Below are 19,569 nucleotides of genomic sequence, written 5' to 3' on the forward strand. Positions count from 1 at the left end.
CCAAACGCGTCGGCCGCGGCGGCCGCCAGCAAATCGAATTCGGAACGCGCGCCTGGCGCGCAGGACGCGACCGCATCGTCTTCGGACGGCAACAGCCGCCGAGAAGCGGCGCATCCGGGGGAGGCGCGTCTGCCGGCGGGGGAGCGTCCGGCGGTGGCGGCGGCGCCAGCCACGGCGGTGGTGCCAGCGGCCCGCCGTTGAGCCAGGGCAGATCCAGGCCGGCCGGGACGGGCGCGGGAGCCTCGCGCGGCGTCGGGCCCGACAGCGGACCACCGCACACGGGCCAGGCGCCACGGCCTTGGGTGGCCAGTACCCGCTCAGCGACCGCGATCTGCTGATCCTTGGTGGCCAACTGGGCCGAGGGGGCGTACTCGCCGCCGCCGTGCGAAGCCCAAGTGGCCGCGGTGAATTGCACACCGCCGTAGAAGCCGTTGCCGGTGTTGATTCCCCAGTTGCCACCGGACTCGCAACGGGCTACTTGATCCCATTCGCCGTCGGTGGCCGCTGCGGCCTGACCGGCCAGGGCGATGCTGCCGCCACCAAGTACCGCCCCCGTGAAGGCGATCTTGGCGACGCTGATGTTGGAACTAGTGGGCTTACGGTGCCGTCCACTCATGCGCGCCGAAATTTCCTCTCTCGTTCGCGCCTGCGAGGTCAGCTGTCGGGTTCGGGTTGGAGAGGCTACCCGGCCGACGTCGTCCTGCCGACGACATCGGCTTCACCCCAAGGAGCCGCATGCGACTCCAGTCCGATCACGGTGGACCGGTGGGTCCCCCGCCTCCATCCAGGTACGGATTCCCCGCCCTATTGGATGGAGCTCGGCGCGATAGGGAGGGGAGGAACGCCACCGGTAACTTGGCGAGCCTCCGGAGACGCTAGCGGGTTCTGTTGGTCTCGTCACGTCTCGCGAAACCGGGCGTTTCTCTCACCGTCATCGGGAAAACCGCCAGGAACTCCGCGCGCTGGCGCAGGTCAGAGCGCCCGAGATCGGAGCGTGTCCGCGCCGTTATCAATCCGTTATGTGACGCGTTTCACACTGTCAGCCGCCGGCGAACGGCGGCAGCACGTCGATCGTGTCACCCGATCGCAACGCCTTGGTCTCGTCGCGAACGGCTATTCCGTCGCACAAATACGAGCATCGAGTCAGCACCTTGGCCAGACGACTACCCGGGACCGCCAGTCGTTCAACCAATTCGGCCACCGTGGTGCCCGGCCGCAGGATCACCGACTCCGAGTCGGCCCCGGCGGCGGCGCGCGCGGCGGCGAAGTAGCGAACCGTGACCTTGATTCCGTCCGGTTCGACGGGAAGTTCAGCCACCGATCGAACTCATCGGCCGATCGGGCTGGATGAAGTTGGGGTCGTTGATGCCGTGGCCGGCGGGCTTTCCCCACATCGCGGTACGCCAGGCCGCCTCGATCGCGTCGTCGGGCGCGCCGCCACGCAACAGGCCGCGAAGGTCGGTCTCCTCGGCCGCGAACAAGCAGCTGCGAATCTGGCCGTCGGCCGTCAGGCGGGTGCGATCACACGTCGAGCAGAAGGCGTGCGAGACCGACGCGATGACGCCGAACTTTCCGGCCGGCGTGTTCGGGCCCGTGTCCACTAGCCAGAGCTCGGCCGGCGCCGAGCCACGGGGCGCGGGATCCGGCCGCAGCCGAAAGTGCGGGCGCAGCGCCGCCAGCACGTCGTCGGCCGTCAGCGCGGCCTCCCGGCTCCACTGGTGCCCGGCGTCCAGCGGCATCTGCTCGATGACCCGCAGTTGGTAGCCGTGCTCGAGGCAGAACCGCAGCACCTCGACCACGTCCTCCCGCCCAGTGGCGGGATCGAGCACGGCGTTCACCTTCACGGGCGCCAGACCCGCTGCCTTCGCGGCGGCCAAGCCGTCGAGCACGTCACCGAGCCGGTCCCGGCGGGTGATGGCCGCGAAGCGGGCGCGGTGCACGGTGTCCAGAGAGATGTTGACCCGGTCCAGTCCCGCTTCGACAAGCGCCGCGGCGCGGCGTGCCAGTCCGACACCGTTGGTGGTCAGCGAGATCTCCGGTCGCGGCCGCAGGCCGGCCGCGGCGGCGACCACCTCTTCGAGGTGGCGGGCCAACAGCGGCTCGCCGCCGGTGAACCGCACGCTGGTGATGCCGAGGCGGGTCACCGCGATGCGCATCAGTCGGGTCAGCTCGTCGGCCCGCAGCAGTTGCTCCCCGGGCAGCCAGTCCAGCCCCTCGGCGGGCATGCAATAGCTGCAGCGCAGGTTGCAGCGATCGGTCAGCGACACGCGCAGGTCGGTGGCGGCCCTGCCGTACATGTCCAGCAGCGGGCCATCGGTTGGCGCGTCGCCGTGCGTCCGGCCCGCATTGCTGCCGGGCACCGTCGGGACGCCGAGTGCGGTGAGGGTCATGCGGCCACCCGTCCTACGGCCGGCGCGTCGACCGGAACGATTTCCTTGCCCAGCGGCATCAGCGACACCGGGATCAACTTCAGGTTGGCCAGCGCCAGCGGAAGGCCGATGACGGTGATCGCCATGGCCACCGCGCTCACCAGATGACCGATCGCAAGCCACAATCCGAACAGCAATATCCAGATGACGTTTCCGATGAGGGCGCCCGTGCCGGCGGTCGGCTTTTCGACGATCGTCCGGCCGAATGGCCACAACGCATAGGACGCGATCCGCAGCGAGGCGAAGCCGAAGGGGATGGTGATGATGAGCAGAAAACTGATCAGCGCCGCCACCAAGTATCCGGCGGCCATCCAGAGGCCGCCGAATACAAGCCAGATAATGTTCAGGATCAGGCGCATATCTCCTCCAGCGGTCCTCCCAGCCTACCGAGTAACCCCTAAATGGGGGTGCTGGGCGGGCGGCCACCCGAGTAGGATCTGAATCCGCATCGCGTCCTGCACAGGCGGGGCGCTTCTTGTGTTGTCCATTCCTAGTTATCCGTTAGACAAGCAGGTGAGACGAGTGCCGACCGGCAAGGTGAAGTGGTACGACGCCGACAAGGGGTTTGGCTTCCTGTCGCAGGAGGACGGCGAGGACGTCTACGTCCGCTCGTCGGCGTTGCCCGCGGGTGTCGAGGGCCTCAAAGCCGGGCAGCGGGTGGAATTCGGTGTGGCGTCGGGCCGCCGGGGACCGCAAGCGTTGAGCCTCAAGCTGATCGATCCGCCCCCCAGCCTGTCCAGGCCGCGGCGCGAGGGGCCCGCCGAGCACAAGCACAGCCCCGACGAGCTGCACGGCATGGTCGAGGACATGATCACGCTGCTGGAGAGCACTGTGCAGCCGGAGTTGCGCAAGGGGCGCTACCCGGACCGCAAGACGGCCCGTCGGGTCTCCGAGGTGGTCAAGGCGGTCGCGCGGGAGCTCGACGCCTAAATCCGACGCTGTGCGCCGGCTTCCTTCGTGAGTAATGTCCCAGAGTGGGTATTCAACTCGCGACAATTGAGCGAGGAGGCTGCGATGGCACAGCAGGCGCAGGTCACCGAGGAGCAGGCGAGAGCTCTCGCCGAGGAATCCCGCGAAACTGGTTGGGATAAACCGTCGTTCGCGAAAGAGTTGTTCCTCGGCCGTTTTCCGTTGGAGCTCATCCACCCATTTCCCAAACCGTCCGACGCCGACGAGGAGCGCATCCGCGCGTTTCTCGACAAGCTGCGGCAATTTCTGGACACCGTTGATGGCAGCGTCGTCGAGCGCGACGCGCAGATTCCCGATGAATACGTGAAGGGCCTGGCCGAATTGGGCTGCTTCGGCATGAAAATACCGTCCGAATACGGCGGCCTGGGCATGTCGCAAGTCGCCTACAACCGCGCGCTGATGATGATTTCGAGCGTCCATCCCAGTCTTGGCGCGCTGTTGTCGGCCCATCAGTCGATCGGGGTACCCGAGCCGCTGAAGCTCGCCGGGACCGACGAGCAGAAGCGGAAGTTCTTGCCGCGCTGCGCCGCTGGGGCCATCTCGGCATTTCTTCTCACCGAACCCGATGTGGGCTCGGACCCGGCACGCCTCGCGTCGACGGCCACGCCGATTGAAGACGGCAAGGCTTACGAACTCGAGGGCGTGAAGTTGTGGACCACCAACGGCGTGGTCGCCGAACTGCTGGTGGTCATGGCCCGCGTGCCCAAGAGCGACGGACACCGCGGGGGGATCAGCGCCTTCGTGGTGGAGGCCGATGCCCCCGGGATCACCGTGGAGCGCCGCAACAAGTTCATGGGGCTGCGCGGCATCGAGAACGGCGTGACCCGGCTGCACGGAGTCCGGGTGCCCAGCGAAAATCTGATCGGCCGCGAAGGCGACGGGCTCAAGATCGCGCTGACCACACTCAACGCCGGACGGCTGTCGCTGCCCGCGAGCGCGACGGGGTCGGCCAAGTGGGCGCTGAAGATCGCGCGCGAATGGTCCGGGGAGCGTGTGCAGTGGGGCAAGCCGCTCGCCAAACACGAAGCGGTGGCCAGCAAGATCTCGTTCGTCGCCGCGACGTGCTACGCGCTTGACGCGGTACTCGAGCTGTCTTCGCAGATGGCCGACGAGGGCCGCAACGACATCCGCATCGAGGCGGCGTTGGCCAAATTGTGGGCCAGCGAGATGGCCTGCTTGATTGTTGACGAGGTTTTGCAGATCCGGGGTGGGCGGGGCTATGAGACCGCGGAGTCGCTGGCCGCGCGCGGCGAGCGCGCGGTGCCCGTCGAGCAGGTGGCGCGGGACCTGCGGATCAATCGCATCTTCGAAGGCTCCAGCGAGATCATGAGGCTGCTCATCGCCCGCGAAGCGGTCGATGCCCATTTGAGCGCCGCCGGCGACCTCGCCAAGGCCGACGCCGGGCTGAAGCAGAAGGCCGCCGCGGCGGTCGGCGCGAGCGGGTTCTACGCAAAGTGGTTGCCGCAGCTCGTCTTTGGCGAAGGTCAGCGACCGAAGGCCTACAGCGAGTTCGGCCCGCTGGCGTCACACCTGCGGTTCGTCGAACGCTCCACCCGCAAGCTGGCCCGCAACACCTTCTACGGGATGGCCAGGTGGCAGGCCAAGCTCGAGCAACGGCAGGGATTCCTCGGCCGCATAGTCGATATCGGTGCCGAGCTGTTCGCGATGTCCGCGGTGTGCGTGCGCGCCGAGGGCCAGCGCGCCGCCGACCCGACCGTCGGCAAGCAGGCCTACGAGCTGGCCGCGACGTTCTGCGAGCAGGCGACCCTGCGCGTCGAGGCGCTGTTCCACGAGCTGTGGAGCAACACGGACAGCACCGACGTCCAGCTGACCCACGACGTCATGGAGGGCCGCTACACCTGGCTCGAAGAGGGGATCGTCGACCAGTCGGAGGGCACCGGGCCGTGGATCGCGCACTGGGAACCGGGCGAGTCGACCGAAACCAACCTGGCTCGGCGGTTTCTGACGGTGTCCGCCGCGCCGACGGAGGCAAATCTATAGGAGGCGCAGTCGTTGTCATGGCCACCTACGTTGCCGGGGCGGGTGAATTCACCCGCGACACCAACTACATCACCACCCGCGTCACCGCCGACGGACGCGACGGCTATCCCGTAGAGCCGGGACGGTATCGGCTTGTGGTTGCCCGCGCCTGCCCGTGGGCCAACCGCACGATCATTGTGCGGCGGCTGCTGGGCCTGGAAGGCGTTCTCTCCATTGGTTTTTGCGGTCCCACCCACGACGAGCGCAGCTGGACTTTCGACCTCGACCCTGGCGGCGTCGACCCGGTGCTGAAGATCCCGCGGCTACAAGACGCCTACTTCAAGCGGTTCCCCGACTACCCCAAGGGCATCACCGTCCCGGCGATCGTCGACGTTCCGACCGGCGCGGTGGTCACCAACGATTTCGCGCAGATAACGCTGGACTTCTCCACGGAGTGGACCGCCTACCATCGCGAGGGCGCGCCGCAGCTTTACCCCGAGCCGCTGCGGGCCGAGATCGACGAGGTGAGCAAGAGGATCTACACCGAGATCAACAACGGCGTCTACCGCTGCGGCTTCGCCGGGTCGCAGCAGGCCTACGATGCCGCCTATGACCGACTGTTCACCGCATTGGATTGGGTGAGCGATCGCCTGAGCGCGCAGCGATACCTGGTGGGCGACACCATCACCGAGGCGGACGTGCGGCTGTTCACCACGCTGGCTCGCTTCGATCCCGTCTACCATGGCCACTTCAAGTGCAATCGAAGCAAACTGTCCGAGATGCCGGTGTTGTGGGCCTACGCGCGCGACCTGTTCCAGACGCCCGGTTTCGGCGACACCATAGACTTCGTCCAAATCAAGCAGCACTACTACATCGTGCACGCGGACATCAATCCCACCAGGATCGTTCCCGAGGGCCCGGATCTGGCCGGCTGGCTGAGTCCACACGGCCGGGAAGCGTTGGGAGGCAGGCCTTTCGGAGACGGGACGCCTCCCGGGGCGCCGCTCGAGGCCGAGCGGGTCCCGGCCGGTCACGGCGCGTAACCCCTTCGCCGGACGTCGAGTGTGCACTCACGGCCTTGAGTGTGAGCCCACGGCGGCGACACGCCGATGGAGGCCGCCCTGAGCGCACACTCAACGCCCGCAGCGTTAAGAAACCAGGCGCACTGACCATTCCGCGTGTGGGGCGTCGCGGAGCTCGCCGGAGGGATCGACCACCAAAGTCAGTAGCTGCACCACGATCCCGGTCAATCGCCCGCGATGCGGGTCGACCGTCGGAATGGTGACCGCGAGCCGAGTCCCCGGGCGAAACATGGTGGTGGCGGTGTTGGCGGGATCCTCGTATACCTGCAGCAGCCGCCACGGTGCCCGCGAAATGGCTTCGGGCACCGAGAGCTGCACCGGATAGCGTTCGGTGACCTTCAATTCGCCTTGCGCTTGTGGCGTCTGGCAGTCATCGAGGTTGAGCACGTTGCAGTACAGGTACGGCCCCACCCGGGTCAGGTGGCCGTGCGAATACACACTGATCTCGGGTGGCTGCGGGCCGGGCCGGCGCACGAGTAGCCAGGTTCCCACCCCGGCGCCCACGGCCAGCAGAGCCACCACGGCCGTAAGCAGCACGGCCACACGGCGTTTCACTCCGGCACCGCCGCCGGGCGCCGGGCGTGGCCGCGATGCATGCTCTCCTGCTCGACCATGACCGGCCGATTACCACCGAGGCCGGGAATCAACGAGTTGCCGCGGAAGCTGACGACGGTCTGCGCCAGCCCCAGAATGAGCAGGGCGCTGACCGCGGTGAAGCCGACCCACAATTCGGTGTAGATCATGACGCCGAGCGCGCCGCCCAGCACCCAGGCCAGCTGCAGCGTCGACTCGGACCGTCCGAACCCCGATGCCCGCGACTCCTCGGGCAGGTCGTGTTGCAACGACGCGTCCAGGGACGCCTTCGCGATCGCGCTGGAACCGGAGGTGACCAGGGTGGCTATCACGGCCACCAGCAGGTTGCCCGCCACGGCTGCGGCCAGGGCGACCGCGCACACCGCCACCGTGCAGCGCACCACCAGCACGGCCGGCCTGCCCAATTTCAGCCGTGCGCTGGTGAAGTTGCCGGCGAAGTTGCCGATCGCGGCCGCGGCCCCGATCATCCCCAGCATGGCGAGCTGGGCCCAGCCGTCGGCTTGGTGCGCCTTGGCGACGAACGCCGGATACAGGAACAGGAAGCCGACCATCACCTTGATGGTGCAATTTCCCCACAGCGAGGTGATGATGTTGCGGCCCAACGGTTGTCGCAGTGTCCCGCCGACCTTCTTGACTTCTTCGGGCCAGCTTCGCCGGAGCGGATTGCTGTCCTTGCGATAGCTCAGGGTGGCGGGGACCTCGCCCGCGGTCACTTCGACCCAGCGCGGAATCCGCATCGACAGCAAGGCGCCGGCGACCGTGACCGCGACCACCACGAACAACGCCCCGGGCAGCTTGAACAGGTGGGTGCAGACGAACTCGACGCCGCCCGCGATGGCGCCGCCGGCGATGGTGCCGCCCAGTAGCCCGAAGACGGTGAGCCGCGAGTTGACCCGCACCAGGTCGATGCTCGGCGGCATCACCCTGGGCGTCACGGCGCTGCGCAGCACGCTGAACGATTTCGAGAAAACCATCATGGCCAGCGCGCAGGGATAGAGCACCATCGACGGGAAGCTGCCGGTGGCGCCGTCGTAGTTCATGATCAGCACCACCGCCAAGGCCGTGCGGAGCGCGAAGGACAGAGCCAGCGCGACGCGGCGGCCGTGCTGCAACCGGTCCAGCGCCGGGCCGATCAGTGGGGCGATGACCGCGAACGGCGCGATCGTGATCAACAGGTACAGAGCAACTTTCGACTTGCTCTCCCCGCTGGCCGCCGCGAAGAACAGCGTGTTGGCCAATGCGACGGCCATCGCGGAGTCGACCGCGAAGTTCGCCACCACGGGCCACGTCAGCGCCGTGAGGCCGGACTTGTCGGCGCCGTCGGCGGTGGCCGCCCGCTGGACCATCCAGTACATGCGGGAACCCATCTCGCGGCTTCGCTGGGCCGCCGCGCGGGTGACGGTGATCCGTTCGCCGGAGGCGGGCCCACGCGGGGGGATCGGCGGGCGGTCCGGTTCGGGCTGCTGGCCCAGCGGTGGGAGATAGCGGTTGGCGCTGGGCGTGGGCGGCGAGCGGCGAGCCCGCCGGTAGTCGGGGTCGTCGGCGGGGTAATTGGCCATGCCGGGGTGCTGGTTGACCGATCCGTTGCGCGTCCGGCGGCCCGGGTGGGAGGCCACCCGGGCGGGATCGTCGCGCCGCCGTCCAGACACAGATCAATTCTGTCCTATCCCGGCAGGCAACCGGGCGTGGCTCGCCAACCTAGTATTGGAGGCGCAGTGCAGAGAGGGGACAGCGTGACCGGATCCATCGGGGAATCCGCCGTGGCAACCGAGGCCGAGTGGCCGGCCGGGTTGGCGGCGGTGCTCACGGGTGCGGTCGACGCGGCCCGGGCGGCCGTTGTGGAGTTCGCTGGCGCGGAGGCCGTCGGGGATTACCTGGGCGTCAGCTACGAAGATCCCAGCGCCGCCACGCACCGGTTCCTGGCCCACCTGCCCGGCTACCAGGGATGGCAGTGGGCCGCCGTCGTCGCGGCTTATCCGGGCGCCGATCACGCGACGATCAGCGAAGTGGTGCTGGTGCCTGGGCCGACGGCGCTCCTAGCGCCCGACTGGGTGCCGTGGGATCAGCGGGTGCGGCCCGGGGATCTGAGCCCCGGGGACCTGCTGGCACCGGCGGCCGACGACCCGCGGCTGGTGCCCGGCTACGCGGCCAGTGGCGATCCGCAGGTCGACGAGACCGCCGCCGAAGTCGGGCTGGGCCGCCGCTGGGTGATGAGCGCCTGGGGCCGCGCCGGGGCCGCCGAACGATGGCACACCGGGGACTTCGGCCCCGATTCGCCGATGGCGCGATCCACCAAACGCGTGTGCCGCGACTGCGGTTTCTTCCTGCCGCTGGCGGGATCGCTCGGCGCGATGTTCGGGGTGTGCGGCAACGAGTTGTCCGCCGACGGGCATATCGTCGACAAGCAGTACGGCTGCGGCGCGCATTCCGATACGCCCGCCGCCGCGGGCACCGGATCGCCGATGTATGAGCCGTACGACGACGGCGTGCTCGACGTCATGGACAAGCCCGCGGAGCAGCCGGCGCCGGAACCGACGGAAGAGCCCGCGCCGGAACCCTCGGAGGGGCCGACGGCGGAATCGTCGGAGGAGCCCCCCGCGGAGCCGTCGGACTAGCTTTTCTCGGCGGCGGCTTTGATGTTCGCCAGCGACGCGTTCATGCCCTCGACCAACTCACGTTCGAAGTTCGACGTGCCGCCGAAGAGCGTTTTCACCGAGACGTTCGAGAACGCGCTGACGCCGTTTTCGGCGTGCCGGCTCTCGATGACCCGGGTGCCCTGGCCGCTCGGCTCGAGCTCGTAGCTCCAGATCGTGCGATTGGTGTTGACCCGGAACGCCAGCTTCTTCTCCGGTACCACCTCGACGACGGTGCATGTGGTGGTCCAGAACAGGCGGTTACGGCGGTTCAGGTTGAGCGTGCGGGTTCCGGGGCGCAGCGGGCCGAAGGGCTTCATCCACCGACACTGCGGGCTCCACTCGGGCATCCGCCGAAAGTCGGAGATCAACGCCCAGACTTTCGAAGCCGGCGCGTCGATGTCGACCTGCGCCTGAAGTAGCGGGGCTACCACTGCACCTCCCTATTTGGGGTCGAGATAATTTTCGAGTCCGGTTTGCGCGCCACGGTCGCCGCGGCGGGCGGCGGCGACCTGCAACACGACGATGCTGCTACCGAGCAACCCGGTGCCCAGCCCGGCGAGCGTCACCGGTCGCCAACCCTCAAGCGCCGGTACGACGAAGGCGGCCGCCGCGGCGGCGAGCCAGCCCAGGAAGCCCACGACCACGACGGGCCAGACCTGGAGCAGCATCGGCGGCAGGGCCGGCGCTTCGGGGTTTTCGCCAGGTCCGGTCTCGCCGGGTGCTCTTTCGCCGGGTGCGACAGACATCACGCCCAACATAGCCTGCGCTCCGGCGTAGGGCGCGTTCGTGTTCCTAGTTATCTGCTTCCGATGTAACCTCGCGCCATGCCTGACAGCGATGCGCGGCTGGCCAGTGACTTGTCGCTGGCCGTCATGCGGCTGGCCCGCCAACTACGCTTCCGGAATCCGTCGTCGCCGGTGTCGCTGTCGCAGCTTTCGGCGCTCGCGACGCTGGCCAATGAGGGCCCGATGACGCCAGGCGCCCTCGCGATTCGGGAACGGGTCCGCCCGCCGTCGATGACCCGGGTGATCGCCTCGCTGGCCGACGAGGGCTTCGTTGACCGCGCCCCGCATCCCGTCGACGGCCGACAAGTGCTGGTGTCGGTGTCGGAGTCCGGCGCCGAATTGGTCAAGGCGGCCCGGCGCGCCCGCCAGGAGTGGCTGGCGGAGCGGCTGGCGACGCTCGACAGCGACAAGCGCGCCACTTTGCGCGAGGCCGCCGATCTGATGTTGGCCCTGGTCGACGAAAGCCCGTGAGCGACGGCCCGAATGTCCAGGACGTCGACGATCCCGACGATCCGCGACTCGACGATTTCCGCGACCTGAACAGCGTCGACCGCCGTCCCGATCTGCCCACCGGGAAAGCGTTGGTGATCGCGGAAGGCGTACTGGTCGTGCAGCGCATGCTGGTGTCGCGGTTCACCCCGCACGCTCTGCTCGGCACGGACCGTCGGCTGGCCGAGCTCAAAGCGGACCTCGCCGACGCCCCGGCGCCGTTCTACCGGGCCTCCGCCGAAGTCATGGCGCGTGTGGTCGGCTTTCACCTCAATCGCGGTGTCCTGGCCGCCGCGAGGAGGGTGCCCGAGCCCAGGGTCGCGCAGGTCGTCGACGGTGCCCGCACGGTCGCGGTGCTCGAGGGCGTCAACGACCACGAGAACCTGGGCTCGATCTTTCGTAACGCGGCGGGGCTGGGCGTGGACGCGGTGGTCTTCGGCAGCGGCTGCGCCGATCCGCTGTATCGCCGCGCGGTCCGGGTGTCGATGGGTCATGCGCTGTTGGTGCCGTACGCGCGGGCGACCGACTGGCCCGGTGACCTGATGACGCTGAGGGACAAGGGATTTCGTCTGCTGGCGATGACTCCGGACGGCCAGGCCTGCGCGCTGGCCGAGGCGATGGCCGCGGCGCGCGACGAACGGGTCGCGGTGTTGGTTGGCGCCGAGGGGCCGGGGTTGACGCCGGCCACGCTGCGATTGAGCGATGTGCGGGTACGCATTCCGATGTCGCGGGGCACCGACTCGCTCAACGTCGCGACCGCGGCCGCTTTGGCGTTCTACGAACGGGTTAGGCTCGGCCCGTGAGCGACCAGCGCTCCCAGTCTGTGCCGTGGGCAACGGGTTTGACGGTGGCCGGGTTTGTCGCGGCGGTTACCGCGGTCGCGATCGTCGTGCTCAGCCTCGGGCTGGTGCGAGTACATCCGTTGTTGGCCGTCGGGCTCAACGTCGTGGCGGCCGGCGGACTGGCGCCGACGTTGTGGGGATGGCGACGCACCCCGGTGCTGCGCTGGTTCGTGTTGGGTGCAGGCGTAGGTGTGACGGGCGCGTGGCTGACGCTGCTCGCGCTGGCCGTCTCGTAGCTAGCGCTGCCCGCCCGAGCGCACCCCGAGCAGCACGTCCTCCCACGCGGGAATGACCGGCTTGCCGCGTCGCGTGTGCACCGGCTGCTCCTGCGGCGTGGCTACGGCCGGCTTCACCGGCGTCGCGACCGACGGCTTCGCCGGCTCGTCGAAGTCGACGTGGGCCACCGGCGCCACCGGCCGCAGGGGACGCTCGAAGTTCGGGTCGATCAGCTCACTGGCCGCGTCGTCGATCGCGGTGACCGTGCCGCCGTGAGCGCCGGGCGTGAAGCAAAAGTGTGCGTTGTTGTCGGAGCGGCCGGCCTTCCACGCGAGCTGCACCGTCCACCGGTTGTCTTCGTTGCGCCAGGCGTCCCAGCTGAGCTTCTCGTGGTCGAGCCCCCGCGTCACCAGCGCGGCGCTGACGGTCTCCAGCAGGGTGAGCACCGCGGGCCCGTCGTCGAGCATCGGATGTGCGGCCGTTGCCAGCTCCGCCGCGCGAAAACGCTCCAGCAACACCGGGTGGGCGAAGCGGCGGATCCGCGCGATGTCGGAACCCGACGCCGCGGCCACTTGCTCGACGGACGCGCCCGCTCGGATCTTGGCCTGAATTTCTTTGGGGCTCAGCATGTTGGTGACGTCGATCTCGAGGTGCGGTTGCTCCGGCTGCGCGGCCTCGCCGTTCAGCGCGGCCCGCAATCGGTCGTCGATCGCCAGCCTGAACTCCTCTGCGGGATCATCGCTCTCGCAGACGATGTATTTGCTGTCGGCATCGAGCCTAACCATTTTGAGTTCCCGCATGGTGTTCTCCTCGCAGGCTCCGTGCAGGTCAGCGACGGACCCGTCACGTGCGCACTCTAGTCCAGCCGACGCCCATCACCTGTGCTGACACGCTGGGCGGTTGCGTGCGGATTGCCGGCGGGTTAAAGCCGTTCGACCACCCAGTCGACGCACTGGGTCAGAGCGCTGACGTCGTCGGGCTCGACCGCGGGGAACATCGCGACCCTTAGCTGGTTGCGGCCGAGTTTGCGGTAGGGCTCGGTGTCGACGATGCCGTTGGCCCGCAGAATCGATGCGACCGCGGCGGCGTCGACGTCGTCGTCGAAGTCGATCGTGCCCACCACCTGGGAACGCAGGCCGGGATCGGCGACGAACGGCGTCGTGTACGGCCGCTCCTGCGCCCAGGTGTACAGCCGCTGCGACGAGTCGGCCGTGCGCTTGACCGCCCAATCCAGCCCGCCGTTGCCCAACATCCAGTCGAGCTGTTCGGCCAGCAGCGCCAGGGTGCCGATTGCCGGGGTGTTATACGTCTGGTTTTTCAGGCTGTTCTCCACCGCGATCGGCAGGGACAGGAAGTCGGGCACCCAGCGACCGGACGCGGCGATGGACTCGACCCGGCCCAGCGCGGCTGGGCTCATGATCGCCAGCCACAGGCCGCCGTCGCTGGCGAAGTTCTTCTGCGGCGCGAAGTAGTACGCGTCGGCTTCGGTGATATCGACCGGCAGGCCGCCGGCGCCCGAGGTCGCGTCGATGACGACCAACGCTTCGCCCGAATCGGCCGGGCGTTGGACCGGCACCGAGACCCCGGTCGAGGTCTCGTTGTGCGCCCACGCGATCACGTCGACCGACGGGTCGCTCCGCGGCTCCGGTGCGCTGCCGGGATCCGCCTTGTCGATGATGGGTTCGCCGATGAACGGGTTCTTGACGACGGCGGAGGCGAACTTCGAGCTGAACTCGCCATAGGAAAGGTGCAGCGAGCGCTTGTCGATCAGCCCGAAGGCCGCCGAATCCCAGAATGCCGTCGCACCGCCGTTGCCCAGGATGACCTCGTAACCGTCGGGCACCGAGAAAAGCTCGGAGAGCCCCGACCGGACCCGCCCCACCAGATTCTTGACCGGCGCCTGCCGGTGCGAGGTGCCGAACAACGCGGCCGCGGTGGTGCTCAGCGCCTGCAATTGCTCGGGTCGGACCTTCGACGGACCCGATCCGAAGCGGCCGTCGCGGGGTTTGAGGTCAGCGGGAATCTGGAGCTCGTCAGCCATGTCAGCCAGCGTAGTAAGCGCCGCCGGACGGGTGGTGCGGCGGCCCGGCCGCCGGCTCGTGCTGTGAGCCAGGACACACGATTCGCCTGACCACTGGTCAGCCCACACTGCTCCGCGGGCTCTGGAACATTCCCGGTACCCGCGGTACTGTCTAGACACAGCACGTCCAAATGTAAACCTCGTTGGGGAGGGCTTGGATATGGCCAGGACGCGAATGGTCCGGCGTTGGCGCCGCAACATGGAAGTCCGCGACGACGTCGACTACGTAAACATGCTTGCCACGCTGTCCGAAGGGTCGGTGCGGCGAAACTTCAACCCGTATACCGATATCGATTGGGACTCACCGGAATTCGCGGTCACGGACAACGACCCCCGCTGGATCCTGCCGAAGACCGACCCCCTGGGCCGGCATCCCTGGTATCAAGCCCAGTCCGACGAGCGCAAGATCAAGATCGGAATGTGGCGCCAGGCCAACGTGGCCAAGGTGGGGTTGCACTTCGAGTCCATCCTGATCCGCGGACTGATGAACTACACGTTCTGGGTGCCCAACGGGTCACCGGAATATCGGTACTGCCTGCACGAGTCGGTTGAAGAGTGCAACCACACCATGATGTTCCAGGAGATGGTGAACCGCGTCGGCGCCGACGTCCCGGGGATGCCGCGGATGCTGCGCTGGATCTCGCCCCTGATTCCGCTGGTCGCCGGCCCGCTGCCGGTGGCGTTCTTCATCGGTGTGCTGGCCGGCGAGGAGCCCATCGACCACACTCAGAAAAACGTTCTGCGCGAAGGCAAGTCGCTGCACCCGATCATGGAGCGGGTGATGGCGATCCACGTGGCCGAGGAGGCCCGGCACATCTCCTTCGCTCATGAGTTCCTGCGAAAGCGGTTGCCGCAGTTGAGTAAACGACAGCGGTTCTGGGTCTCGCTGTACTACCCGCTGACTATGCGGGTGCTGTGCCAGGCGATCACCGTGCCGCCCAGGGCGTTCTGGCGCGAGTTCGACATTCCGCGCGAGGTCAAGAAGGAGCTGTTCTTCCGGTCGCCGGATTCGCGAAAGTGGTTGAGCGACATGTTCGCCGACGTCCGGATGCTGGCCAACGACACCGGGTTGATGGAAACCCGCTCGGCGCGGCTCATGTGGCGCCTGTGCAAGATCAACGGCAAGCCGTCGCGCTACCGCAGCGAACCGCAACGCCAGCACCTGGCCGCGGCGCCGGCCGCCTAGCGGTTCCAGGAGTTCTATGCCGCACGTTATTACCCAGTCGTGCTGTAACGACGGGTCCTGTGTCTTTGCGTGCCCGGTGAACTGCATTCACCCGACACCGGACGAGCCCGGGTTCGCGACCTCGGAGATGCTCTACATCGATCCGGTGGCCTGCGTGGACTGCGGCGCCTGCGTGAGCGCCTGCCCGGTGGGCGCGATCGCGCCCGACACCCGGCTGGAACCCGAGCAGCTGCCGTTCGTCGAGATCAACTCGTCGTTCTACCCGCCGCGGCCCGCGGGCGAGAAGCTGCCACCGACCTCGAAGCTGGCGCCGGTGATCCCGGCCGCCGAGGTGCGTGCCCGCCGTCACCCGCTGACCGTCGCGATTGTCGGGTCCGGGCCCGCGGCGATGTATGCCGCCGACGAGCTGCTCACCCAACATGGCGTGCGCGTCAACGTCTTTGAGAAGCTGCCCACGCCCTACGGGCTGGTTCGTGCGGGGGTGGCGCCCGATCATCAGAACACCAAGAAAGTCACTCAGCTCTTCGACCGGGTCACCCGGCATCGCCACTTCCGCTTCTATCTCCATGTCGAGATCGGCAAGCACCTGAGCCACGCCGACCTGCTGGCCCACCATCACGCCGTGCTGTACGCGGTCGGTGCGCCCGACGACCGCCGCCTGGACATCGACGGGATGGGGCTGCCGGGCACGGGAACCGCCACCCAATTGGTCGCATGGATCAACGGACATCCCGACTTCACCGATCTGCCAGTCGATCTCAGTCACGAGCGGGTGGTGATCATCGGCAACGGCAACGTCGCCCTCGATGTGGCCCGTGTGCTCACGGCGGACCCGGACGACTTGGCCCGCACCGACATCTCCGATCATGCGCTGGAGGCATTGCGCGGCTCCGCGGTCCGCGAGGCGGTGATCGCCGCGCGCCGCGGCCCGGCGCATTCCGCGTTCACGCTGCCCGAACTGATCGGGCTCACCGGCGCCTCCGAGGTCGTGCTCGATCCGGGCGATCACCGGTTGGTGGCAAGCGATCTCGCGTCCGCCTCGGACATGTTGACCCGGAACAAGCTGGAGATCGTGAGCAAGCTCGGCGATGCTTCCGCGCCGCGTGCGGACACGCGGCGCCCACGAGTCCGGCTGGCCTACCAGCTCACACCCCGGCGCGTGTTAGGCCAGCAACGCGCCACCGGTGTCGAGTTCTCGGTCACCGGCACCGATGAGGTGCGCCGGCTGGACGCGGGCCTCGTGCTCACGTCGATCGGCTACCGCGGCAAGCCGATTCGCGATCTTCCGTTCGACGAGTCCGCGGCGGTTGTGCCGAACGAGGGCGGCCGCGTCGTCGATCCCGCCTCCGGTGGCCCGGTGCCCGGCGCGTACGTCGCGGGATGGATCAAGCGCGGACCGACCGGCTTCATCGGCACCAACAAGTCCTGCTCCCTGCAGACCGTGCACGCGCTGGTCGCAGACTTCAACGCCGGCAGGCTGGCCGACCCGCTCGCCAAGCCAGACGCGCTGGACCTGCTGGTGCGTGCCCGCCAGCCCGACGCCGTCGGCTCCGCGGGGTGGGGCGCCATCGACGCCGCGGAGATCGCCCGCGGCAGCGACGAGAGTCGACCGCGCGTCAAGTTCACCGACATCGCCGATATGCTCGCCGCGGCGGCCACGGCCCCGCCGGCGCCGCCGAGGCGACGCCGGCTGCTGGCCCGGCTGCGCGGCGTCTAGCCGGCTTGCCCGGACATCGCCGCTTGAATGTCCTCGGGGCTGACCTCGCGCACCGGCTGACCCAACGACCAGTGATGCCCGAACGGGTCCTCGACCATGCCGTAGCGGTCGCCCCAGAACTGGTCCTCCAACGGCGTCACCACGGTGGCGCCCGCGTCCAGCGCCTGCTGGAACTTGGCGTCGACGTCGGTGACCGTCAGATGGATGGTGACCGGCGTGCCGCCGAGTGACTTCGGCGTCATCGACTTGCCACCGCACACTTCCGGGAAGTCGTCGTTGAGCATCACCAGCGAGCCGTTGATGCGCAGTGCGGCGTGGACCAATTTGCCGTCGGGGCGGGGCACTCGGCCCAGCTCAACGGCACCAAAAGCCTTGACGTAGAAGTCGATCGCCGCTGCGGCGTCGCCGACGACGAGGTGTGGGGAAACTGCGGGTTCGATATTGATTGCCATGGCGGCCTCCTTGCTGTCGGTCTCGTGGGCAGCCCCTGGCGGGGACTGCTCACGGTTATTGACTGCGCCCGCGACGCAAACTCATCGCGGCGATCGCCATTTAAACGCCGGGCACCGACAAGCGCCTCAGGCCGTGGTCAGAACCCGGTCCCAGCCCTGCACGGACTCCGGGCTGCGCGGTCCCGGCCCCACATAGATCGCCGACGGGCGAACCAGCTTGCCCAGCCGCTTCTGCTCGAGAATGTGCGCACACCATCCGGCGGTGCGGCCGCAGGTGAACATCGCCGGCATCATGTGGGCCGGCACCTGGGCGAAGTCCAGGATCACCGCGGCCCAGAACTCGACGTTGGTCTCGATCGGGTGGTCGGGGCGCCGCTCGCGCAGCTCGGCCAGCGCGGCCTGCTCGAGCGCGACCGCCACCTCGTAGCGCGGCGCACCCAGCCGTTCCGAGGCCGCCCGCAGCACCCGCGCCCGGGGGTCTTCGGCGCGGTAAACCCGGTGCCCGAATCCCATCAGCTTGTCGCCGCGGTCCAGGATTCCCTTGACCAGGCCGCGGGCGTCACCGGTGCGCTCGACCTCTTCGAGCATCGGCAGCACCCGGGCCGGCGCCCCGCCGTGCAGCGGACCGCTCATCGCCCCGATCGCCCCGGACAGGGCCGCCGCGACGTCGGCGCCGGTCGAGGCAATCACTCGCGCCGTGAACGTCGAGGCGTTCATGCCGTGCTCGGCCGCGGACACCCAATAGGCGTCGATGGCCTCGACGTGCCGGGGATCGGGCTCGCCCTGCCAGCGGGTCATGAAACGTGCTGTCACCGTGGAGCATTCGTCGATGACTCGCTGCGGCACCGCGGGCTGATAGATTCCGCGCGCCGACTGCGCGACATAAGACAGCGCCATCACCGACGCCCGGGCCAGTTGCGTGCGGGCGGTGGCGTCGTCGACGTCCAGCAAGGGCTTGTACCCCCAGATCGGCGCCAGCATCGCCAGGCCCGCCTGCACGTCGACGCGGACGTCGCCGGTATGGATCGGCAGTGGGAACGGCTCGGCCGGAGGCAGTCCGCGGCCGAACTCACCATCCACCAGCAGGCCCCACACCTCGCCGAAGGTGACCCGCTGGCTCACCAGATCCTCGATATCGACGCCGCGATAGCGCAACGCGCCGCCGTCTTTATCCGGCTCGGCGATCTCGGTGGTGAACGCGACGACACCGTTGAGGCCAGGGACGAAATCTTCCGGGACCACAGTCATAGGAAAATTCTCGCACCCCGCTTCCGGGCGGACGCTACCGGCCGGTAGCAAGCGCCGGTAGCGTTGGCGCGATGGCAGGACCAGACGACGACCACCTGCAACGAATGCGCGTCGAGTACGGGTCGATCGAGCGGGACGGCGGCCCCGACCTTGATGCGGACTGGCTCCACGACGGCTGGCTTGCGTTGCTGCGCAAGTGGATTGACGATGCCGAACACTTCGGAGTGCCCGAACCCAATGCATTCGTGCTGGCCACGGTCGCCGAGGGTAGGCCGATGAGCCGGTCGGTGCTGTGCAAGGGCGTGGACGAGACCGGGATCACATTCTTCACGAACTATGACTCAGCCAAAGGCATCGAGCTCATGGCGACGCCGTACGCGTCGGCGACCTTCCCCTGGTATCTCCTGGGGCGACAGGTGCACGTCCGCGGGGCGGTGACCAAGGTCGACCCGCGGATCACCGCGGAGTACTGGTCCAAACGGCCGCGCGGCTCGCAGCTGGGCGCGTGGGCGTCACACCAGTCGCAACCGATCGCGTCGCGCGCGGCGCTGCTCGACCAGCTGGCCGAGGTGACCGTGCGCTTCGCCGGCGACGAGCGCATCCCGGTGCCACCGGGCTGGGGCGGGTACGTCATCGCACCCGAAGTGGTGGAGTTCTGGCAGGGCCGGGAAAACCGGGTGCACAACCGGATCCGGGTCATCGGCTCGCAGGTCGAGCGCCTCCAGCCCTGACCGGCGTGAGCAGCGGCCGGGCCATGTGGCGGCCTTTGTGACGGGCCGCCTGATGATTGCCTAAGGAAGATCGTCGAGACCCACCCCGGGCAGGCGCCCCGCCACGATAACGACTACCTTCAGCTGTAAGCAC

21 protein-coding genes, 2 pseudogenes and 1 riboswitch are annotated in these 19,569 nt (G+C 68.3%); of the genes and pseudogenes, 10 read left to right on the top strand and 13 right to left on the bottom strand.

Annotated elements, in window-relative coordinates:
- From ACQI5H_RS15275 to ACQI5H_RS15295, 5 genes and pseudogenes are all read right to left on the bottom strand, one after another.
- A pseudogene (locus tag ACQI5H_RS15275) lies at window positions 1-110 on the bottom strand (hypothetical protein); the annotation flags it as partial.
- Window positions 107-616 (bottom strand): annotated as a pseudogene (locus ACQI5H_RS15280) (transglycosylase family protein); the annotation flags it as partial. The pseudogenes ACQI5H_RS15275 and ACQI5H_RS15280, both read right to left, overlap by 4 nt.
- 12 nt (window positions 617-628) lie before the next feature.
- Window positions 629-834, bottom strand: a riboswitch (cyclic di-AMP (ydaO/yuaA leader).
- A gap of 205 nt (window positions 835-1,039) precedes the next feature.
- A complete protein-coding gene (locus tag ACQI5H_RS15285) occupies window positions 1,040-1,318 on the bottom strand; it encodes a MoaD/ThiS family protein (RefSeq protein ID WP_427080199.1) in 279 nt (92 codons plus the stop codon).
- Window positions 1,311-2,390, bottom strand: coding sequence for a GTP 3',8-cyclase MoaA (gene moaA / locus ACQI5H_RS15290; RefSeq protein WP_427080200.1), 1,080 nt, complete (start codon window positions 2,388-2,390; stop codon window positions 1,311-1,313). Before moaA ends, ACQI5H_RS15285 begins: the two co-directional genes overlap by 8 nt.
- Window positions 2,387-2,788 carry a YccF domain-containing protein gene (locus ACQI5H_RS15295; RefSeq protein ID WP_427080201.1) on the bottom strand — a complete coding sequence of 134 codons (402 nt, stop codon included), beginning with the start codon at window positions 2,786-2,788 and terminating at the stop codon, window positions 2,387-2,389. Before ACQI5H_RS15295 ends, moaA begins: the two co-directional genes overlap by 4 nt.
- 163 nt (window positions 2,789-2,951) lie before the next feature.
- Here ACQI5H_RS15295 and ACQI5H_RS15300 point away from each other — a divergent pair, with 163 nt between their 5' ends.
- From ACQI5H_RS15300 to ACQI5H_RS15310, 3 genes are all read left to right on the top strand, one after another.
- A complete protein-coding gene (locus tag ACQI5H_RS15300; RefSeq protein ID WP_076057904.1) occupies window positions 2,952-3,359 on the top strand; it encodes a cold-shock protein in 408 nt (135 codons plus the stop codon).
- Window positions 3,360-3,443: 84 nt separating this feature from the next.
- Complete coding sequence (locus ACQI5H_RS15305; protein ID WP_427080202.1) at window positions 3,444-5,399, top strand: acyl-CoA dehydrogenase family protein; 1,956 nt, start codon at window positions 3,444-3,446, stop codon at window positions 5,397-5,399.
- A gap of 17 nt (window positions 5,400-5,416) precedes the next feature.
- A complete protein-coding gene (locus tag ACQI5H_RS15310; RefSeq protein WP_427080203.1) occupies window positions 5,417-6,421 on the top strand; it encodes a glutathione S-transferase family protein in 1,005 nt (334 codons plus the stop codon).
- Window positions 6,422-6,526: 105 nt separating this feature from the next.
- Here ACQI5H_RS15310 and ACQI5H_RS15315 read toward each other — a convergent pair whose 3' ends face one another.
- Window positions 6,527-7,015: a DUF2771 domain-containing protein gene (locus tag ACQI5H_RS15315; RefSeq protein WP_427080204.1), complete on the bottom strand. Its 489-nt coding sequence runs from the start codon at window positions 7,013-7,015 to the stop codon at window positions 6,527-6,529.
- Window positions 7,012-8,670: an MFS transporter gene (locus tag ACQI5H_RS15320; RefSeq protein ID WP_427080319.1), complete on the bottom strand. Its 1,659-nt coding sequence runs from the start codon at window positions 8,668-8,670 to the stop codon at window positions 7,012-7,014. Before ACQI5H_RS15320 ends, ACQI5H_RS15315 begins: the two co-directional genes overlap by 4 nt.
- Window positions 8,671-8,787: 117 nt before the next feature.
- Between ACQI5H_RS15320 and ACQI5H_RS15325 the strand changes: the two genes are divergently transcribed.
- On the top strand, window positions 8,788-9,669 hold the full coding sequence (locus ACQI5H_RS15325; protein WP_427080205.1) for a DUF3027 domain-containing protein: 882 nt from the start codon (window positions 8,788-8,790) through the stop codon (window positions 9,667-9,669).
- Here the strand turns inward: ACQI5H_RS15325 and ACQI5H_RS15330 are convergent.
- Together ACQI5H_RS15330 and ACQI5H_RS15335 are read right to left on the bottom strand one after the other, a co-directional pair.
- Window positions 9,666-10,121 carry an SRPBCC family protein gene (locus ACQI5H_RS15330; protein ID WP_076057898.1) on the bottom strand — a complete coding sequence of 152 codons (456 nt, stop codon included), beginning with the start codon at window positions 10,119-10,121 and terminating at the stop codon, window positions 9,666-9,668. The two genes, ACQI5H_RS15325 and ACQI5H_RS15330, sit on opposite strands and share 4 nt — an antisense overlap.
- 9 nt (window positions 10,122-10,130) lie before the next feature.
- On the bottom strand, window positions 10,131-10,436 hold the full coding sequence (locus ACQI5H_RS15335; protein ID WP_427080206.1) for a DUF2530 domain-containing protein: 306 nt from the start codon (window positions 10,434-10,436) through the stop codon (window positions 10,131-10,133).
- 78 nt (window positions 10,437-10,514) lie between these two features.
- Here ACQI5H_RS15335 and ACQI5H_RS15340 point away from each other — a divergent pair, with 78 nt between their 5' ends.
- From ACQI5H_RS15340 to ACQI5H_RS15350, 3 genes are read left to right on the top strand one after another with little or no spacing between them, the layout of a single operon-like run.
- Window positions 10,515-10,946 (top strand): MarR family transcriptional regulator, encoded by a 432-nt coding sequence (locus tag ACQI5H_RS15340; protein WP_076057897.1) that lies wholly within the window; start codon window positions 10,515-10,517, stop codon window positions 10,944-10,946.
- A complete protein-coding gene (locus ACQI5H_RS15345; protein ID WP_427080207.1) occupies window positions 10,943-11,767 on the top strand; it encodes a TrmH family RNA methyltransferase in 825 nt (274 codons plus the stop codon). Before ACQI5H_RS15340 ends, ACQI5H_RS15345 begins: the two co-directional genes overlap by 4 nt.
- Window positions 11,764-12,042 carry a DUF2537 domain-containing protein gene (locus ACQI5H_RS15350; RefSeq protein ID WP_076057895.1) on the top strand — a complete coding sequence of 93 codons (279 nt, stop codon included), beginning with the start codon at window positions 11,764-11,766 and terminating at the stop codon, window positions 12,040-12,042. The genes ACQI5H_RS15345 and ACQI5H_RS15350 overlap by 4 nt, the downstream gene beginning before the upstream one ends.
- Here the strand turns inward: ACQI5H_RS15350 and sepH are convergent, their stop codons facing one another.
- Window positions 12,043-12,822: a septation protein SepH gene (gene sepH / locus ACQI5H_RS15355; RefSeq protein WP_427080208.1), complete on the bottom strand. Its 780-nt coding sequence runs from the start codon at window positions 12,820-12,822 to the stop codon at window positions 12,043-12,045.
- Between the two features lie 122 nt (window positions 12,823-12,944).
- A complete protein-coding gene (gene serC / locus ACQI5H_RS15360; protein WP_427080209.1) occupies window positions 12,945-14,063 on the bottom strand; it encodes a phosphoserine transaminase in 1,119 nt (372 codons plus the stop codon).
- A gap of 199 nt (window positions 14,064-14,262) precedes the next feature.
- On the opposite strand from serC, the gene ACQI5H_RS15365 reads away from it, so the two are divergent.
- Both ACQI5H_RS15365 and ACQI5H_RS15370 read left to right on the top strand, forming a co-directional pair.
- Window positions 14,263-15,288: an AurF N-oxygenase family protein gene (locus ACQI5H_RS15365; RefSeq protein WP_427080210.1), complete on the top strand. Its 1,026-nt coding sequence runs from the start codon at window positions 14,263-14,265 to the stop codon at window positions 15,286-15,288.
- Between the two features lie 16 nt (window positions 15,289-15,304).
- On the top strand, window positions 15,305-17,005 hold the full coding sequence (locus ACQI5H_RS15370; RefSeq protein WP_427080211.1) for an FAD-dependent oxidoreductase: 1,701 nt from the start codon (window positions 15,305-15,307) through the stop codon (window positions 17,003-17,005).
- Here the strand turns inward: ACQI5H_RS15370 and ACQI5H_RS15375 are convergent.
- Complete coding sequence (locus tag ACQI5H_RS15375; RefSeq protein ID WP_427080212.1) at window positions 17,002-17,457, bottom strand: VOC family protein; 456 nt, start codon at window positions 17,455-17,457, stop codon at window positions 17,002-17,004. The genes ACQI5H_RS15370 and ACQI5H_RS15375 overlap by 4 nt on opposite strands.
- Window positions 17,458-17,583: 126 nt before the next feature.
- A complete protein-coding gene (locus ACQI5H_RS15380) occupies window positions 17,584-18,705 on the bottom strand; it encodes a citrate synthase 2 (protein ID WP_076119278.1) in 1,122 nt (373 codons plus the stop codon).
- 71 nt (window positions 18,706-18,776) lie between these two features.
- Between ACQI5H_RS15380 and pdxH the strand changes: the two genes are divergently transcribed.
- Window positions 18,777-19,436: a pyridoxamine 5'-phosphate oxidase gene (gene pdxH / locus ACQI5H_RS15385; RefSeq protein ID WP_427080213.1), complete on the top strand. Its 660-nt coding sequence runs from the start codon at window positions 18,777-18,779 to the stop codon at window positions 19,434-19,436.
- Window positions 19,437-19,569 lie beyond the last annotated feature (133 nt).

It is taken from the genome of Mycobacterium heidelbergense, from assembly GCF_050205645.1.
GTDB classification, from domain to species: Bacteria; Actinomycetota; Actinomycetes; order Mycobacteriales; family Mycobacteriaceae; genus Mycobacterium; species Mycobacterium heidelbergense_A.

Excerpts from the sequence above, each read along its gene's own strand:
- ACQI5H_RS15370 (WP_427080211.1), top strand. The coding sequence starts at position 15,305 with ATGCCGCACGTTATTACCCAGTCGTGCTGTAACGACGGGTCCTGTGTC.
- ACQI5H_RS15340 (WP_076057897.1), top strand. The coding sequence starts at position 10,515 with ATGCCTGACAGCGATGCGCGGCTGGCCAGTGACTTGTCGCTGGCCGTC.
- ACQI5H_RS15310 (WP_427080203.1), top strand. The coding sequence starts at position 5,417 with ATGGCCACCTACGTTGCCGGGGCGGGTGAATTCACCCGCGACACCAAC.
- ACQI5H_RS15375 (WP_427080212.1), bottom strand. The coding sequence starts at position 17,457 with ATGGCAATCAATATCGAACCCGCAGTTTCCCCACACCTCGTCGTCGGC.
- moaA (WP_427080200.1), bottom strand. The coding sequence starts at position 2,390 with ATGACCCTCACCGCACTCGGCGTCCCGACGGTGCCCGGCAGCAATGCG.
- ACQI5H_RS15365 (WP_427080210.1), top strand. The coding sequence starts at position 14,263 with ATGGCCAGGACGCGAATGGTCCGGCGTTGGCGCCGCAACATGGAAGTC.
- ACQI5H_RS15295 (WP_427080201.1), bottom strand. The coding sequence starts at position 2,788 with ATGCGCCTGATCCTGAACATTATCTGGCTTGTATTCGGCGGCCTCTGG.
- serC (WP_427080209.1), bottom strand. The coding sequence starts at position 14,063 with ATGGCTGACGAGCTCCAGATTCCCGCTGACCTCAAACCCCGCGACGGC.
- sepH (WP_427080208.1), bottom strand. The coding sequence starts at position 12,822 with ATGCGGGAACTCAAAATGGTTAGGCTCGATGCCGACAGCAAATACATC.
- ACQI5H_RS15380 (WP_076119278.1), bottom strand. The coding sequence starts at position 18,705 with ATGACTGTGGTCCCGGAAGATTTCGTCCCTGGCCTCAACGGTGTCGTC.
- ACQI5H_RS15335 (WP_427080206.1), bottom strand. The coding sequence starts at position 10,436 with ATGTCTGTCGCACCCGGCGAAAGAGCACCCGGCGAGACCGGACCTGGC.
- ACQI5H_RS15305 (WP_427080202.1), top strand. The coding sequence starts at position 3,444 with ATGGCACAGCAGGCGCAGGTCACCGAGGAGCAGGCGAGAGCTCTCGCC.
- pdxH (WP_427080213.1), top strand. The coding sequence starts at position 18,777 with ATGGCAGGACCAGACGACGACCACCTGCAACGAATGCGCGTCGAGTAC.